Source organism: Bosea beijingensis, from assembly GCF_030758975.1.
Lineage (GTDB): Bacteria > Pseudomonadota > Alphaproteobacteria > Rhizobiales > Beijerinckiaceae > Allobosea > Allobosea beijingensis.
In genome coordinates, this window is sequence record NZ_CP132359.1 from 2,217,031 (window position 1) to 2,233,860 (window position 16,830).

The 16,830-nt window shown below is 66.7% G+C and carries 14 protein-coding genes; 11 read left to right on the plus strand and 3 right to left on the minus strand.

Translation table 11 applies throughout. From position 1 onward, the window contains the following. Window positions 1–10: 10 nt before the first annotated feature. Window positions 11–2,215 carry a 3-hydroxyacyl-CoA dehydrogenase NAD-binding domain-containing protein gene (locus Q9235_RS10675; protein WP_306227051.1) on the plus strand — a complete coding sequence of 735 codons (2,205 nt, stop codon included), beginning with the start codon at window positions 11–13 and terminating at the stop codon, window positions 2,213–2,215. A 10-nt stretch (window positions 2,216–2,225) separates the two neighbouring features. On the opposite strand, the gene Q9235_RS10680 is transcribed toward Q9235_RS10675, so the two are convergent. Next, entirely contained in the window at window positions 2,226–3,128 is a 903-nt protein-coding gene (locus Q9235_RS10680) for a LysR family transcriptional regulator (protein ID WP_306227053.1), read from the minus strand. A gap of 114 nt (window positions 3,129–3,242) precedes the next feature. Here Q9235_RS10680 and Q9235_RS10685 point away from each other — a divergent pair, with 114 nt between their 5' ends. The 3 genes from Q9235_RS10685 to Q9235_RS10695 all read left to right on the plus strand — a co-directional run bounded on the left by Q9235_RS10685 (window position 3,243) and on the right by Q9235_RS10695 (window position 4,953). Beyond that, window positions 3,243–4,016, plus strand: coding sequence for an SDR family oxidoreductase (locus Q9235_RS10685; protein ID WP_306227056.1), 774 nt, complete (start codon window positions 3,243–3,245; stop codon window positions 4,014–4,016). A 79-nt stretch (window positions 4,017–4,095) separates the two neighbouring features. Then, on the plus strand, window positions 4,096–4,590 hold the full coding sequence (locus Q9235_RS10690; RefSeq protein ID WP_306227059.1) for a peptide deformylase: 495 nt from the start codon (window positions 4,096–4,098) through the stop codon (window positions 4,588–4,590). A gap of 96 nt (window positions 4,591–4,686) precedes the next feature. Continuing rightward, complete coding sequence (locus Q9235_RS10695) at window positions 4,687–4,953, plus strand: hypothetical protein (protein ID WP_306227062.1); 267 nt, start codon at window positions 4,687–4,689, stop codon at window positions 4,951–4,953. A 76-nt stretch (window positions 4,954–5,029) separates the two neighbouring features. On the opposite strand, the gene aptA is transcribed toward Q9235_RS10695, so the two are convergent. Further along, a complete protein-coding gene (gene aptA / locus Q9235_RS10700; protein WP_306227065.1) occupies window positions 5,030–6,370 on the minus strand; it encodes an omega-aminotransferase AptA in 1,341 nt (446 codons plus the stop codon). 258 nt (window positions 6,371–6,628) lie between these two features. Between aptA and Q9235_RS10705 the strand changes: the two genes are divergently transcribed. The 3 genes from Q9235_RS10705 to Q9235_RS10715 all read left to right on the plus strand — a co-directional run bounded on the left by Q9235_RS10705 (window position 6,629) and on the right by Q9235_RS10715 (window position 10,887). Further along, the gene (locus Q9235_RS10705) at window positions 6,629–8,287 is read left to right on the plus strand and encodes a tetratricopeptide repeat protein (protein ID WP_306227068.1); all 1,659 of its coding nucleotides are present in this window, start codon (window positions 6,629–6,631) and stop codon (window positions 8,285–8,287) included. Window positions 8,288–8,419: 132 nt separating this feature from the next. After that, the gene (locus Q9235_RS10710) at window positions 8,420–9,904 is read left to right on the plus strand and encodes an EAL domain-containing protein (RefSeq protein ID WP_306227070.1); all 1,485 of its coding nucleotides are present in this window, start codon (window positions 8,420–8,422) and stop codon (window positions 9,902–9,904) included. Window positions 9,905–10,017: 113 nt separating this feature from the next. Further along, a complete protein-coding gene (locus tag Q9235_RS10715) occupies window positions 10,018–10,887 on the plus strand; it encodes a TIGR01459 family HAD-type hydrolase (protein ID WP_306227072.1) in 870 nt (289 codons plus the stop codon). 6 nt (window positions 10,888–10,893) lie between these two features. Here Q9235_RS10715 and Q9235_RS10720 read toward each other — a convergent pair whose 3' ends face one another. After that, window positions 10,894–11,280 (minus strand): response regulator, encoded by a 387-nt coding sequence (locus Q9235_RS10720; RefSeq protein WP_306227074.1) that lies wholly within the window; start codon window positions 11,278–11,280, stop codon window positions 10,894–10,896. Window positions 11,281–11,506: 226 nt separating this feature from the next. Between Q9235_RS10720 and Q9235_RS10725 the strand changes: the two genes are divergently transcribed. The 4 genes from Q9235_RS10725 (at window position 11,507) to lspA (ending at window position 16,799) form a co-directional block, all read left to right on the plus strand. Then, window positions 11,507–11,962, plus strand: a complete 456-nt coding sequence (locus Q9235_RS10725; RefSeq protein WP_306227076.1) for a MaoC family dehydratase — start codon at window positions 11,507–11,509, stop codon at window positions 11,960–11,962. 95 nt (window positions 11,963–12,057) lie between these two features. After that, complete coding sequence (locus tag Q9235_RS10730; RefSeq protein WP_306227078.1) at window positions 12,058–13,041, plus strand: bifunctional riboflavin kinase/FAD synthetase; 984 nt, start codon at window positions 12,058–12,060, stop codon at window positions 13,039–13,041. A gap of 204 nt (window positions 13,042–13,245) precedes the next feature. Beyond that, a complete protein-coding gene (gene ileS / locus Q9235_RS10735; protein ID WP_306228207.1) occupies window positions 13,246–16,317 on the plus strand; it encodes an isoleucine--tRNA ligase in 3,072 nt (1,023 codons plus the stop codon). Then, window positions 16,317–16,799, plus strand: coding sequence for a signal peptidase II (gene lspA / locus Q9235_RS10740; protein ID WP_306227079.1), 483 nt, complete (start codon window positions 16,317–16,319; stop codon window positions 16,797–16,799). The genes ileS and lspA overlap by 1 nt, the downstream gene beginning before the upstream one ends. Window positions 16,800–16,830: the final 31 nt, after the last annotated feature.

A 16,830-nucleotide genomic window follows, 5' to 3' on the forward strand; every position in this document is an offset into this window, starting at 1 on the left:
GAGAGAGATCATGAACCTCACCAATTTCCGCTTCGAGACCGACGCCGACGGCATCGCCGTCGCTACCTGGGACATGCCGGGCCGCTCGATGAACGTCATCACCCCCGAGGTGATGGAAGAGCTCAACCAGATCGTCGACAAGGTCGCGGGCGATGAAGCCATCAAGGGCTGCGTCATCACCTCCGGCAAGGAGAGCTTCTCCGGCGGCGCCGATCTCACCATGCTCCAGGGCCTGCGCGACCTCTATGTGAAGCTCGCCAGGGAAAAGGGCGAGGCGGTCGCGATGCAGAGCTTCTTCGACGAGAGCCGCAAGCTCTCGCTGCTCTACCGCAAGCTCGAAACCTGCGGGAAGCCCTTCGCCGCCGCGATCCACGGCGTTTGCCTCGGCGGCGCCTTCGAGCTTTCGCTGTCCTGTCAGTACCGCGTCGTCTCGGACGATGCCTCGACCCGCGTCGGCCTGCCCGAGATCAAGGTCGGGCTCTTCCCCGGCGCCGGCGGCACCCAGCGCGTGGCGCGCCTGATGCAGACCGGCGACGCGCTCCAGATGATGTTCAAGGGCGAGCAGGTGAAGGCGCTGCCGGCGCGCAATTCCGGCCTCGTCCATGCCGTCGCGCCGCGCGCCGACATCGTCCAGAACGCCAAGGACTGGCTCAAGGCCAATCCGCAGGCGACCGCCCCCTGGGACCAGAAGGGCTTCAAGCTGCCCTCCAACAAGGTGCATTCGCCGGCCGGCATGCAAATCTGGCCGCCGGCCAACGCGATCTATCGCCGCGAGACGAACGACAACTACCCGGCCGCCCGCGCCATCCTCTCGGCGGTCTACGAGGGCCTGCAACTGCCGATAGATCTCGGCCTGAAGGTCGAGAGCCGCTACTTCGCCAAGATCCTCCGGACGAAGGAGGCGGCCTCGATGATCCGCTCGCTCTTCGTCTCGATGCAGGAATTGAACAAGGGCGCCCGCCGCCCGGCCGACGTGCCGCCGTCGAAGCTCAAGAAGGTCGGCGTCATCGGCGCGGGCTTCATGGGCGCCGGCATCGCCTATGTCACGGCCAATGCTGGCCTGGAGGTCGTGCTGGTCGACAGGGACATCGAGGCGGCCGAGAAGGGCAAGGCCTATTCGCACAAGCTGGTCTCCGACCAGATCATGAAGGGCCGCGCCAAGACCGCTGATCGCGACGCGCTGCTCGGCCGCATCAAGGCCTCCGCCGACTATGCAGATCTCAAGGGCTGCGACCTGATCGTCGAGGCCGTGTTCGAGGACCCGAAGGTCAAGGCCGAGGTCATCGCCAAGGTCGAGGCCGTGGTCGGCCCGCGCACGATCTTCGGCTCCAACACCTCGACGCTGCCGATCACCGGCCTCGCCGAGACCAGCCAGCGCCCGAAGAACTTCATCGGCATCCATTTCTTCTCGCCGGTCGAGAAGATGCTGCTGGTCGAGGTCATCATGGCCAGGAAGACCGGCAAGAAGGCGCTCGCCATGGCGCTGGACTATGTCCGCGCGATCAAGAAGACGCCGATCGTCGTCAACGACACTCGCGGCTTCTACGCCAATCGCTGCGTCGGCAACTACATCCGCGAAGGCCATCTGATGCTGATGGAAGGCGTGCCGCCGGCGATGATCGAGGCTGCCGGCAAGCAGGCCGGCATGCCGGTCGGCCCGCTCTCGCTCAATGACGAAGTCGCGGTCGATCTCGCCTACAAGGTGTTGAAGGCGACCAAGGCGCAGCTCGGCGAGGGCGCGGTCGATCCGGCGCAGGAGAAGCTGCTCGCCGACATGGTCGAGAAGCATGGCCGCCTCGGTCGCAAGAACAAGAAGGGCTTCTACGATTATCCGGAAGCCGGCCCGAAGCGCCTCTGGCCGGGCCTCGCCGACCTCGTCGGCAAGCGGCTCGATCCCGAGAGCGTCGACATGGAGGAGCTGAAGCACCGCCTGCTGGTGACGCAGGCGCTCGAAGCGGCGAAGACCTATGAGGAGGGCGTCGTCACCGATCCGCGCGAGGCCGACGTCGGCTCGATCATCGGTTTCGGCTTCGCACCTTACTCGGGTGGCACGCTGTCCTATATCGACAATATGGGCGCGGCCGCTTTCGTGAAGCTCTGCGAGAAGCTGGCCAAGACCCATGGCGAGCGCTTCAAGCCGAACCGCCTGCTGAAGCGCATGGCCAAGACCGGCGAGAGCTTCTACAGCGCGGCCGAGAAGAAGTCGGCGGCCTGAGCCTTCGGGCTCATGTCGCCAGCCGCGTGCGCAGCAGCGCGACGAGCCAGTCGGCGAAAACCTGCAGCCGGCGCGACAGGTGCCGGCGGTGGGGATAGAGCAACGTCATTGGCATCGGTGCAGCCCGGTGCCGGGGCATGACCTCGACGAGTTCGCCCGCTGCGAGATGCTCGGCCACGTCATAGGCCGGGATCTGGATCAGGCCGAGTCCGGCGAGGCAGCAGGCGATATAGGCCTCCGCGCTGTTGACGGTGACGCGCCCTGGCAGCGTGCGGCCATGAAGCGCGCCATCCTCCAGCCACTCCCAGGGCGCGATGCGCCCCGTCGTCGGCGAGGCGTAGTTGACTGCTTTATGCCCGTCGAGTTCGCCGGGGTGGCCGGGCGTGCCATGCGTCGCGAGATAGCCGGGGCTGGCGACATTGATCAGCGGCAATTCCCCGACCGAGCGCGCGATCAGTCCTGAATCGCTCAAGGGGCCGACGCGGAGCACGCAGTCGATCCCGTCCTCGATCAGGTTGCTCGCCCGGTCCGTCACGCTGAGGTCGATATCGATCTCGGGATAGCGGGCGAGGAAATCGGGCAGGGCCGGCGCGATGATCAGGCGGCCGATCCGGCCGGGCACGTCGATCCTGAGTCGCCCGGTCGGGCTCGCGGCGCTCTGCCGGAACAGAGCCTCGGTTTCCTCGACATCGGCGACGAGCCGCGCGCAATGCTCGTAGAAGGCGGCGCCGTCCTGGGTCGCCGAGACGCGCCGCGTCGTGCGCTGGAGCAGTCTCGCGCCGATCCGCTGCTCCAGCGCCGCGACCGCTGCCGAGACCGAGGAGCGCGGCAGTCCGAGCGCCTTGGCCGCCAGGGTGAAGCTCTCGCACTCCACGACGCGGGCATAGATGCGGAAGAGGTCGATGCGGTCCAAATTGGCATCCTAATTGTTCGCAATATCTGACCAGTGATGTCTCGATCGCAATCTTTATAGCCGATTTCAGGACGATATCTTGTAACCATCGATTGCAGCGAACAGGAGCATGCGATGGCCGATCACGGCATCAAGGGTAAGACGGTTCTGATCGCCGGCGGCGCCAAGAATCTCGGCGGCTTGCTGGCGAAGGACCTGGCAGCGCAAGGCGCGAAGGCTGTCGCCATCCACTACAACAGCGCTCCGGCCAAAGCCGAAGCCGAAAAGACAATAGCCGCGATCAAGGCGGCTGGTGCGGAAGCCTATGCCTTCCAGGCCGATCTGACCTCGGCTTCCGCCATGGAAAAGCTCTTCACCAACGCCAAGACGGCGATGGGCTCGATCGACATCGCGGTCAACACGGTCGGCAAGGTGCTGAAGAAGCCGATGGTCGAGATCAGCGAGGCCGAGTTCGACGAGATGAGCGCGGTCAATTCGAAGACGGCCTTCTTCTTCCTCAAGGAGGCCGGCAAGCAGGTCAGCGACAACGGCAAGGTCTGCACGCTGGTGACCTCGCTGCTCGGTGCCTTTACGCCGTTCTATGCGAGCTATGCCGGCACCAAGGCGCCGGTCGAGCATTACACCCGCGCGGCTTCAAAGGAGTTCGGCGCCCGCGGCATCTCGGTCACCGCGATCGGGCCCGGCCCGATGGACACGCCGTTCTTCTACCCGGCCGAAGGCGCCGACGCGGTCGCCTATCACAAGACGGCCGCCGCGCTCTCGCCCTTCTCGAAGACCGGCCTGACCGATATCCGGGATATCGTGCCCTGGATCCGCTTCCTCGTCTCGGACGGCTGGTGGATGACGGGCCAGACCATCCTGGTCAATGGCGGCTACACGACGAAGTGAAGACGTCCCACTGGGGTCAGGACCCGCGATCCGCTAGGAAGCGGGTCCTGAACCGGGATAGCGAAGACCGAGCCTACGCATGCCTCCACGTCCGATCCTGAGCTTTCCCGATCCGCGTCTGCGCGTGGCGGCGGCAGCCGTCACGCGCTTCGATGCCGATCTGCGTGAACTCGCGGACGATCTGCTGGATACGATGCGGGCGGCGCCCGGCATCGGTATCACCGCGCCGCATATCGGCGTGTCGTTGCGGCTGTTCGTGCTGGAGCTCACGCCCGGCGACGTCCGGACCTATGCCAATCCGGTGCTGGACGGTGTCTCGCGTGAGACCATCCGCCATGTCGAGGGCAGCGTCTCGATGCCCGGCGTCACCGAAGAGCTGGAGCGCCATGCCCATGTCCGCGTGCGCTATCACGATCTCGACGGGGTGGAGCAGAGCGAGGAAGCCGACGGCCTGCTGGCCGTCTGCCATCAGCATGAGATCGACCAGCTCGACGGCGTCTTCTGGATCGACCGCCTGTCGCGACTCAAGCGTGACCGGCTGATCGCGCGCTATCGCAAGCTGGGGCGGAACTGAGCGCAGACGAGCTTCGACTGTGTTTGCCCGGCTGCCTTGCGGGGCAGGGGGCCGCAATATCTATTTTCCGGTGGTTCGACGGTGAGGAGCAGGCAGATGCATGTGGCGATGGTGATCGGCGGTGGCGTGGTGCTGCTCGGTCTGTTCCTGCTCTTCGGCAAGCTATGGGGCGGGACCCAGCCCGATTATGGTCTGGCAGCCAAGCTTTTCGTGCCGGTCTGGCTCGTGATCGCGGTGATCAATCTGTGGGTCGGCGTCACAAAGGCCGGCTATTCCGTGCGCGAGGAATTGCCGATCCTCGTACTGGTCTTCGCCGTGCCGGCCTTGCTCGCTCTGCTGATCGCCTGGCGCGTCGCGCGTTGACAGGTGCGCGAAGGGCCACCTCGCGGGAGGTGGCCCTTCGTCCGTATGGCGCAGGGGTGGCGGGCGCCCGTGTGCTTTAGTTCGCCACGGCCCGGATTACCCGGCGCAGCTTGCCGATCAATTCGTCGACCTGCGACTCCGTGATGATCAGCGGCGGCGAGAAGGCGATCGTATCGGCGGCCGTCCGCACCATCAGCCCTTCCTCGCGGAAGAGGCGGTCCATGGCTTCGAAGGCCCGCTTGCCGACGCCGTCGGCGCGGGTTGCGAGGTCGACGGCGCCGACGATGCCGAGCGTGCGGATGTCGACGACGTTGGGTTCGCCCTTCAGGCTCATCACCGCATCGGCCCAGGTACCCTCCATGGCGCGAGCCCGCTCGAACAGGCCTTCGTCGCGGTAGATGTCGAGCGAGGCCAGGCAGGCGGCTGCCGCCAGCGGATGGCCCGAATAGGTATAGCCGTGGAACAGCTCTATGACGTTGTCCGGGCCGCCCATGAAGGCGTCGTAGATGTGCTTGCGCACGATCACGCCACCCATCGGCACGGTGCCGGAGGTCACGCCCTTGGCGAAGGTGATCATGTCGGGGATCACGCCGTAGCGTTCGGCCGCGAAGGCGAAGCCCAGCCGCCCGAAGCCGGTGATGACCTCGTCGAAGATCAGCAGGATGTTGTGCTTGTCGCAGATCTCGCGCAAGCGCTTGAGATAGCCCTTCGGCGGCGGCAGCGCGCCGGTCGAGCCCGCCATCGGCTCGACGATCACGGCGGCGATGGTCGAGGCGTCGTGCAGCGCGACGATGCGCTCGAGATCATCGGCGAAATGCGCGCCGTAGTCCGGCTCGCCCTTGCTGAAGGCCTGCTTCTCGCGGTCATAGGTGTGGGCGAGGTGGTCGACGCCGGTGAGCAGCGAGCCGAAGAACTTGCGGTTGTTCGACATGCCGCCGACCGAGATGCCGCCGAAGCCGACGCCATGATAGCCGCGCTCGCGGCCGATCAGGCGGGTCTTGGCGGCCTTGCCCGACACGTTCCAGTAGGCGAGCGCGATCTTGAGCGCAGAGTCACCCGCTTCGGAGCCCGATCCGGCGAAGAAGACATGGTCGAGATCGCCCGGCGCCAGCGCCGCGATACGGGCGGCAGCCGCGAAGACCTTCGGGTGGCCGTACTGGAAGGACGGGGCGTAGTCGAGGTCGCGCGCCTGGGCCTGGATCGCCTGGATGATCGGCTCGCGGGCGTGGCCGGCATTGCAGCACCACAGGCCCGCGGTGCCGTCCATGACCGGCTTGTTGTCCGGCGTGTAGTAGAACATGCCCTCGGCGCGTGCGACCATGCGCGGGTTCTTCTTGAACGACCGGTTGGCCGTGAACGGCATCCAGTAGGCTTCGAGGTCGTTCGGCGTGGCGATGGCGGAGGATGCGGACGTCATTCGAAACCCCTGTGGATTAACCTTGGTTAAAGCTAGCAGGAGCCAGCGGCCTGTAAATCGCCATCATGGCGCCCCAAGGCTGCGTCCGACGGATGACGGCTGGAGCCCGCCTATGGGTGACGTTAGGTCGCCAATGGCGTAAACTCCCCAGAAGGGGCGCAAATTGAACGGACCCCGATGGTGGAAGGCGCAGAGGATCCTGGACGGCTGGATGTCCGAGCCGCGGCGATTATTCGCGCGGGTCTCGACCGCGTCCTCGTGTCGGATGCGTTTCGCGCCGCTCCCCAGCTTTCGGCCTTCCTGAACTTCGTCGTCGAACGCACGGTCGAGGGGCGCGCGGCCGAGCTGAAAGGCTACACGATCGCGGTGGAAGGGCTCGGTCGCCCCGCCGACTTCAATCCCCAGCTCGATCCGATCGTCCGCGTCGAGGCCGGTCGCCTCAGGCGGGCGCTGGCGCAATATTATGCCGGTGACGGCCGCGGCGACCCCGTGCAGATTTCGATGCCGGTTGGCGGCTATGTTCCGGTGTTCACCTGGTTCGGCGGGGAGGGGAGCCGGGCTCCGGCCGAGTCCACCGATGATGCGCCCGAGCCGGATCGTCGCGCGGCCCGCCGCTGGGCCGGCCTGACGCTCGCCGCGCTGGCGCTGGGGCTGCTTGCGCTGGGCTGGTGGTATATGAAGCCGGCCCGCGAGCCGGTGAAATCCGCCGCGACCGAGCAGGTTGCCGGCGCGCGGTCCGAGGCTCCGGCGGCGCTCGCCCTCGCGCGGGTCGCGATCACGATTCCCGCTCCGCCTTCCGATCCGAAACTGGCCGACGTTCTGCGCCGCTTCTCCGCGCTGCTCGTCGACGCCATGGCCCGTTTCGACGATCTCGTGACCATCAAGGCGCCCCCTCCCGGGTCCGCCCTCGCGGAGGAGGTCGATTATGTCATCGAGATCGACGCCCAGGGCCTCGACAGCGGGGCGGTCGGGCTCGCCCGCCTGCGCTCCGTGCGGGACGGGCGCATCGTCTGGACGACCTCGTCGAGCCGCTCCTCGCTTGCGACGCTCCATGAAAGCGATCTGGCCGAGATGGCGCGGCGGCTGGCGACCCGGCTGGCCGAGCCCTTCGGCGTGATTCCCGCCGATGCGCGCCAGTTCACGACCTCGCCCGCCGTCCGCTGCATCCTGAAGGCATTCGACGCGCGCCGCACCGTGCTCCCCGAAATGCATCTGGCGGCCCGAGTTTGCCTTGCGCAACTGACCGAGCAGGAGCCGGGCTTCTATCCGGCCTGGGCCCATCTCGCCATCATGACGCTCGCCGAACATGGCGCTGCGCCGGCTGCGCCGGCCGCGACCCCGCCGGATGACGCGGACGACGTGCGGCCTCCACTTGATCGCTCCCTCGCTGCGGCCTTGACGGCGGTCCGCCTCGCGCCGTCGGGTGCGCGCGCCTACCAGGCGCTGATGAAGGTGATGCTGCTGCGCGGCGCGGCCGACGACGCCATCCAGATGGGCCGCGAGGCGCAGGCCCGCAATCCCTATGATCCGGAGATCATGGCGGAGGTCGGAGCTCTCTACGTCCGGCTCGATCGCCCGCTCGAAGGGTTGCCGCTGCTGGAGCGGGCGACCTCGCTCAGCGTCGCGCGTCCGCCGCGCTACGATTTCTATGCGTTTCTCGGTTCCTATCTGGTCGGCGCCGGGAAGGCGTCCGAAAGCTATGCTGCGATGCTGGCAGCCGATTCCAGCCCGCTCAGCCTGCTCGGTCAGGCGCTCGCCGCCGGCAGCGACACCGAAAAGCGGGCAAAGGCCCTTTCGCAGTTGACCGAGAAATCTCCGCTGTTCGGGCAGGACCCGCGTGCCTTCCTCGAAAGACGCGGATTTGCCGGTTCTGTCATTGACCGAATCCTGGCCGCGCTAGGGCTGAACACACCCTAGCGGCCGGCCCCCGGCGCAAGCTGTGGCGGAACTGTGGCGCATCGCTCGCATAACCGCGCCGGCAAGGTTAATCTGCGGTTCGAGCCGTGATTCGTTCCCTTTCCGATCCCCTGACCTAGCGCGAGCGCTGCCGTGGCACCTGCCCGCCTGAAAGCCCTGCATCCTCTCGCCGGCGCCGTCACCGGCCTGTCGGCCGGCGCCGCGACTGCGATCCTGCTCCCGGGCGGGCTCGGCGTGGCGCTCGGCCTGCTCGCGTCCGGCGCCGGTTGCATGCTGGCGATGCGTGCCTTCGAGCGCCGCAGCCTCGCCCGTCACGAACTGGCCATGGCGGGCGTAGGCGAGGTCAAGGTCAGACTCGCGACCAATGCCATCCGTCTCGACGCGCTGTCGCAGCGCGTCCAGCAGATGCCGATGCGCGATGCCGATGCCGCGCCCGCGCGCGCCGCCATCCATGAATTGACGGCCGAGGTCGGCCTGCTCGGCGATCTGATCCATCAGGTCGCGACGACGCTCGCCGATCACGAGACCGTCCTGGCCCGCCTGCCTGATCCCGCCGTAGCGCTTCCGGCGCCAGTGCCCGAGGTGGTGCTCGATCCTGAGGCGGTGCGCCGGGAGCGGGCCGACAAGCTTGCAGCCGAGCGTGCCGCCGCCGCAGCCGCCGCGCGCGAGGAAGCCGAGGCCGAGCGCGCTGCCCTGATCGGCAAGGCGCTCAGTGAAGGCGGGCTCGAAGTCCATCTGCAGCCGATCGTTTCGCTGCCGCAGCGCCGGACCTGTGGTTATGAGGCGCTGGCGCGCCTTCGGCTGGACGAGAGCACGCTGCTGCTGCCGCACGAATTCATCGACACCGTCGAGACACGCGGTTTCGGGCCGACGCTGGACGCGCTCGTCCTGACGCGGGCGCTGGCGATCGCGCGCCATCTCGGCTCGAAGGATGGCGGCATCTTCGTCTCCTGCAATTTCAGCAACGCGACCTGGACGTCGTCGCGGGCGCTGGCCACCCTGACCCGTATCCTCGACAAATATCGTGAACATACCGGCCATCTCGTCATCGAGATGCCGCAGGCGATCTTCCGTGAACTCGACCCGACCAGTCTCGGCCTGCTCGGCGCGATGTCGGCGAACGGGGTGCGTTTCGCGCTCGACCAGCTCGTCGACCTGCGCCTCGATCCGCGCGGCCTGTTCGATCGCGGTATCCGCTACGTGAAGGCGCCGGCCGCGCTGCTGCAGGCTCATCTCGACGGCCGGATCCAGAGCGATATCGACGCCGGCGACCTCGCCGCCTTGCTGGCGCGCGTCTCGATCACCCTCGTGGCTGACGAGGTCGCGGACAACCCCGCCGCCGCCGACATGATCGAGCTCGGCGCCACGATGGGGCAGGGACAGGCCTTCTCGCCGCCGCGCCCCGTCAAGCCCGAGATCTTCGCCGAGCCGGAACCGGCGCTCGCGGCACCGCCGGCACCGGCCGAACCCGCTCGTCAGCCGGAAAGCATCGTCGAGCGCTTGCTTGGGCAGGAGCGCCTTGCCCAGTCTCTCGCCGCAGCGCCCGAGCCGGCCGCGTCGCAAACCCGCCCGGAGCGGTTGCCCTTCCGGGCCGTGCTGCGTCGCGCCAGCGCCTGACGCACGACCGTTTCCCGCGCTCTCCGGTTCCGCTTCCGGCGAATCCCGTCTAGATCAGGCCTTGTTGAAGGGCGAAGCTCGCCTTTCCCATGAAGCTGCCGGAGATAGAGACAGTGTCGCCATCGGGGATCGCTTCCACCCTTCCGCTTTCGGGTTTCTCGGAGGTCGCCGATCGCTTCGATCTCTGCCTGTGCGATGTCTGGGGCGTGGTCCATAACGGCGTCGCCGCCTATCGCGACGCGGTCGCCGCCCTGATGCGGATGCGCGAGCATGGCATCAGCGTCGTTCTCGTCACCAACGCGCCGCGCCCGGCCGATGTCATCGTCGGCCAGCTCGACGGCTTCGCCGTGCCGCGCGAGGCCTGGGATGCGATCGTCGCCTCCGGCGATGTCTGCCGCTCGTTGATCCGCGAGCGCGCCGGCCAGCCGATGTACCGGCTCGGCCCCGATCGCGACCTGCCCTTGATCGCCGGGCTCGACGTGCGCGAGACCTCCCCCGACGAGGCGGCCTATGTGCTCTGCACCGGCCTGTTCGACGACGAGAAGGACACGGCGGCGACCTACGCCGATCTGCTCGCCGGCTTCGCCGCGCGCGGTCTGCCGCTGATCTGCGCCAATCCGGATCTCGTCGTCGAGCGTGGCGGGCGCATCATCCCCTGCGCCGGATCGGTCGCGCTCGCCTATGAGGAGATCGGTGGCCGGGTGATCTATGCCGGCAAGCCGCATCGGCCGATCTACGAGGCGGCGGTGGCGGCGGCCGAGAAGGCGCGTGGAACCGCGATCGCCCGGGACAGGATCTGCGCGATCGGCGATGCGATCCGCACCGACATCGCCGGGGCCGACGCCTTCGGCGCGGCCGGCATCATGGTGCTGGCCGGCATCCACGCCCAGGATCTGATGGAAGCGTCATGGGATGAGCGTCACGGCTGGTTCGGCCGGCAGACGCATCGCCCGGCCTACGCGATGCCGCATCTGGTCTGGTGAGGCCTCTCAGGCCGCCGAGCAGACCGATTCGATCTTCGTCTTCAGCGTCTGCGCGTTGAACGGCTTGACGATATAGTTGCTGACGCCTGCCTTCTTGGCGGCGACGACGTTCTCGGTCTTCGATTCGGCGGTGACGATGATGAACGGCGTTTCCGACAGCGCCGTCTCCTCGCGGACTTTCTGGAGCAGCTCGAAGCCGCTCATCGGCTCCATGTTCCAGTCGGAAATGACCAGGCCGTATTTCTTGTCGCGCATCTTCGAGATCGCGGTCGAGCCGTCCGAGGCATCGTCGACATTCTCGAAGCCGAGCTGCTTAAGCAGGTTGCGGATGATGCGGACCATCGTCTGGTAATCGTCGACGACGAGGATCGGCATGGACGGATCGAGAGCCATTCTGGTGCTCCAGGCATGACGGTTGCGGTGCTGGGAGATACCAGCGCCGTGCCGCTTGTCTGAGTGATAGCGGCGCGGCCTTGCGAACCGGTTAATCCGATTGCGAACTGACGCAAGGGTAGAACGGTGCGCTGCACCAAAGTCCAATTGCCTTCATGTTGCGGTTGCGAGATGTTTAACCGGACCGCAGACAGGAGGGCGCAGGCCCGCGGGCCGCGCGTGATCCATGGCCGTTCAGCCGATGCCCGGCGGGCTCTACACCGTCCACGCCTTCGAGGATCTGGCCATCGGCCGGAGCGAAAGCCTGATGCGGACCGTGATGGAGCGGGATGTCGCGCTCTTCGCGGAGCTGTCCGGCGATGCCAACCCGATCCATCTCTGCGACCAGTTCGCTGCCAACACCAAATTCGGCCAGCGCATCGCCCATGGCATGCTGACGGCGAGCCTGGTTTCCGCGCTGCTCGGTACGCGTTTGCCTGGCCCCGGTGCTGTCTATCTCTCGCAGACGCTGACCTTCCTCGCCCCGGTCAAGATCGGCGATGTCGTCACGGCCCGCGTCGAGGTGGTCGAGCTGGTGTCGGAGCGCCGCCGGGCGCGCTTCTTCTGCGAATGCCTCGTCGACGGCAAGGCCGTGATGGAAGGCGAGGCCTGGGTCGCGATGCCGCCGAGGTCGCGCAGTTGAGGCTTTCGGCCGGCGCGCGGCCTTGACGCCCCGCCGGGCTTCGCCGCAAAGACGATCATCGCCCGCGTTTCAGGGCAGGTGGACGTTACCGATTGATGCCATCCCAAGCCGATGCGCCTGACCGCCCCGAGCCGACGGCCGTAGTCCTCGACCTCGACAAGCCCCTTCCCGAAGTCTTGCGCGGCGCCGTCCTGGCGCTGGGCAATTTCGACGGCGTCCATCGCGGCCATGCCGAACTGGCGCGCCGCGCCGTATCTCTTGCCGCGGAGTTGGGGACCAGGCCCGCCGCCTTCACCTTCGAACCGCATCCGCGCAGCGTCTTCCGGCCCGAGGAGCCGATCTTCCGGCTGACTTCGCCCCAGCTCAAGCTGGAATGGCTGGCCGATGCCGGCCTGCGTCAGGTCTTCGTCCTGCCGTTCGACCGCGATATCGCGGCGGTCCCCGCCGAAAGCTTCGTCGATGACCTGCTGATCGGCCGGCTCGGTGCCGCCGGCCTGGTCTGCGGCTACGATTTCCATTTCGGCAAGGGCCGCACCGGCTCGCCCGAGATGCTGCAGGCCCATGGGCTTGCCGCGGGCATACCGGTGTCGGTCGTGTCGCCCTATTCCTGGCAGGGCGAGCCTGTTTCCTCGACGCTGATCCGCACGGCGCTGGAGGCCGGAGATGTCGCGCGCGCCGCGACGTTCCTCGGCCGGCCCTGGCAGGTGCGCGGCCTTATTGCGCACGGCGACAAGCGCGGGCGCGAGCTCGGCTATCCCACTGCCAACATGCAGCTCGCCCGCGATTGCAGGCTGCGCCACGGCATCTATGCGGTCCGGATGAAGATCGACGGCACCTGGCATGACGGCGTCGCCAGCTTCGGCCGTCGCCCGACCTTCGACGACGGCGCGCCGCGCCTCGAAACCTTCGTCTTCGATTTCTCCGGCGATCTCTATGGCCAGCGCGTCGATGTCGCCTTCGTCGACTGGCTGCGCGGCGAGGAGAAGTTCGACTCGCTGGAGGCCCTGATCGTCCAGATGGATGCCGACAGCGCCCACGCACGCGACATTCTGGTGGGAACGCCGCCCTTCCTTCCGTAAGCCGCGCCTGCTAGAAGCCCCTCATGCCCGCCAAACGCGCCATGCTGATCGATCTTTCCCGGCGAATTACGGGCCCGGCTGCCGCCTCGCGCTAGACAAGCGCGGGCGCTTGCGCAGTCCGGGTTGAAGACCGCTTTTCCCGTTTTACGCGTGGACGCCCGCGGCCCCTGACCGGCCCGCCGTCCCGACTGTCCGAGCCGGATGATGACCGACAAGACCAACACCGCCAAAGCTGCCGAGACCGCTGCCGACGGCGTCGACTACTCGCAGACGCTGTTCCTGCCCCAGACCGAGTTCCCGATGCGCGCCGGCCTGCCGCAGCGCGAGCCGGAATTGCTGGCCCGTTGGGCGAAGATGGACCTCTACCGCAAGCTGCGCGAAGCGGGGCAGGGCCGGGACCGTTTCGTCCTGCATGACGGCCCTCCCTATGCCAATGGCAACATCCATATCGGCCACGCGCTGAACAAGGTCCTCAAGGACCTCGTCACGCGCTCGCAGCAGATGCTCGGTTACGATTCCAACTACGTTCCGGGCTGGGACTGCCACGGCCTGCCGATCGAGTGGAAGATCGAGGAGCAGTACCGCGCCAAGGGCCTGAACAAGGATGACGTCCCGGTCGTCGAGTTCCGCAAGGAATGCCGCGCCTTCGCCGAGCACTGGGTCGATGTCCAGCGCGAGGAGTTCAAGCGCTTGGGCGTCGAGGGTGACTGGGCCCATCCCTATCTGACCATGGCCTATCCGGCAGAGGCGCAGATCGCCCGCGAGATCATGAAGTTCGCCGAGACCGGCCAGCTCTATCGCGGCTCCAAGCCGGTGATGTGGTCGGTGGTCGAGAAGACGGCGCTGGCCGAGGCCGAGGTCGAGTACGAGGAGCACACCAGCGACACGGTCTTCGTGGCGTTTCCTCTTGATCGCGATAAGCCGCCGCTGGCGGGGCATTTCGTGACCTCGCCTGAGCACTCAGCAATTGCCGATGTCGATGCAATGATGGCTGCTTCGGTCGTAATCTGGACAACTACGCCTTGGACAATCCCTGGTAACCGAGCGATCTCGTTTAATCGCAAGATCGCCTATGGCCTTTATACGGTAACTGCTGCTCCGGAGAATAACTGGGCCAAGGTGGGCGCCAGCTACATTCTCGCCAAGAACCTCGCCGAAAGCGTTTTCAAAGCAGCGAAGGTTGAGGCCTTTAAGCCTGTTATGGATGTTCCGACGGAATGGCTTGCTGAGGCAACCGCAGCCCATCCCCTGCGCGGCCACGGCTACGACTTCGACGTCCCGCTGCTCGACGGCGATCATGTCACCGACGATGCCGGTACCGGCTTTGTCCACACGGCGCCCAGCCATGGCCGCGAGGACTTCGACGTCTGGATGGCCAATGGCCGCCAGCTCACCGAGCGCGGCATCGACACCCGCATCCCCTACACCGTCGATGCCGATGGCCGCTTCACCAAGGAGGCGCCGGGTTTTGAGGGCGCGCAGGTCATCACCGACAAGGGCGACAAGGGCAATGCCAACGACGTCGTCATCAAGGCGCTGGTCGAGGCCGGCAACATCATCGCGCGCGGCCGCCTGAAGCATCAGTACCCGCATTCCTGGCGCTCGAAAAAGCCGGTGATCTTCCGCAACACGCCGCAATGGTTCATCGCCATGGACAAGCCGATCGGCGAGGCCGGCGCGCCGGATGCGGCCGATCCGCAGCCGGTCGCGGGTGGCAATGCCGACACGCTGCGCAACCGCGCGCTGAAGGCGATCAAGGAGACCGAGTGGGTTCCCGCTGCCGGCGAGAACCGCATCACCGGCATGATCGCCAACCGGCCGGACTGGGTCGTCTCGCGCCAGCGCGCCTGGGGCGTGCCGATCACCGTCTTCGTCGAGAAGGAGACCAAGGACATCCTCGTCGATGCCCGGGTCAATGCGGCGATCGCGGAGGTATTCGAGGCCGAGGGCGCCGATGCCTGGTTCACCGATCTGGATGGCGCCCGCTTCCTCAAGCCCTTCGGCTATGATCCGGCCAGGTACGAGCGCGTCACCGACGTGCTCGACGTCTGGTTCGACTCCGGGTCGACCCACGCCTTCACGCTGGAGAAGCGCGCCGACCTGCGTGCCCGCCGCCGCGGCGATGGCGGCAAGGACCGCGTGATGTATCTCGAAGGATCGGACCAGCATCGCGGCTGGTTCCATTCGAGCCTGCTGGAGAGCTGCGGCACGCGCGGCCGGGCGCCCTACGATATCGTCCTCACCCATGGCTTCTGCCTGGACGAGAAGGGCGAGAAGATGTCGAAGTCGAAGGGCAACGTCACCGCGCCGCAGGACATCATCAAGGACTCCGGCGCCGACATCCTGCGCCTTTGGGTCGCGGCCGCGGACTATTCGGACGACCTGCGCATCGGCAAGGAGATCCTCAAGACCTTCGTCGAGACCTATCGCAAGCTGCGCAACACCATGCGCTGGATGCTCGGCACGCTCGCCCATTTCAGCGAGGATGTCCGTGTCTCCGACCCGCAGACCATGCCGGAGCTGGAGCGGTTGATGCTGCACCGCCTCGCCGAGCTTGGTCCGCAGGTCGAGGAAGCCTATCGCACCTACGACTACAAGAAGGTCGTGTTCCTGCTTTCGCAGTTCATGAACACGGAGCTTTCGGCCTTCTATTTCGACGTCCGCAAGGACGCGCTTTACTGCGATCCGCTCTCCAGCCATGTCCGCAAGAGCGCGCTCACCGTCGTCGATCACCTCTTCCGCTGCCTGACCACCTGGCTCGCACCCATCCTGGTCTTCACCGCCGAGGAAGCCTGGCTCGATCGCTATCCCGACCAGAAGGCGGGCGAGGGCTCGGTCCATCTCGAGCGCTTCGTCGCGGCCAAGGCCGAGTGGCTCGACCCCGAGCTCGCCGAGCGCTGGGCCAAGATCCGCCGCGTGCGCCGTGTCGTCACCGGCGCCCTGGAGCTCGAGCGCGCGGCCAAGCGCCTTGGTTCCTCGCTGGAGGCGGCGCCGCAGGTCTTCGTCTCGGACAGCGATCTCTATGCCGCCCTGTCGGGCGCCGATCTCGCCGAGATCAGCATCACGTCGGGCATCCGCGTCGAGAGCGGGGAGGGGCCGGCCGAAGCCTTCCGCCTCGCCGACGTGCCGGGCGTCGCGGTCGTGCCGCATCGCGCGGCCGGGATCAAATGCGCGCGGTCGTGGAAGTATTTCGACCCGGCGAGCGCTGACAAGGCTTATCCCCGGGTGACGCCGCGCGATGCCAAGGCTCTCAAGGAGCTGGGAGTGCGCGCCTGATGACGCCAGCCCGCCGCCTTGGTCTGCTGACGGTCCTGATCGTCTTCATTTCCGATCAGCTCCTGAAGTCGTGGCTGCTCTACAGCGTCGGGCTGGCGGAGAACGGGCCGTACGATCTCGCCTCCTTCCTGACGATCGTGCTCGCCTGGAATCGCGGTATCTCCTACGGGCTGTTTCAGCAGGGCACCGATCTCGGCCGCTGGTTCCTCGTGGTCATTTCCTTCGTCGCGGCCGTCTGGCTCTGGCGCTGGATGTGGCGCGAGCCGCGAGGCTTCTCCGTGTTCAGCCTTGCGCTGATCATCGGCGGGGCGCTCGGCAACGGGGTCGATCGTGCCGTCTATGGCGCGGTCGTCGACTTCGTCCATTTCCACTGGGGCAGCTTTAGCTGGTATATCTTCAACATCGCCGATGTCGCGATCGTTGTCGGGGTGCTCGGCCTGCTATATGAGTCCTTCCGCCCGAGCGTGGAAAAAACAGCTTAACGACGGTTTCGCCATTGTTTTGCCGTTCGTC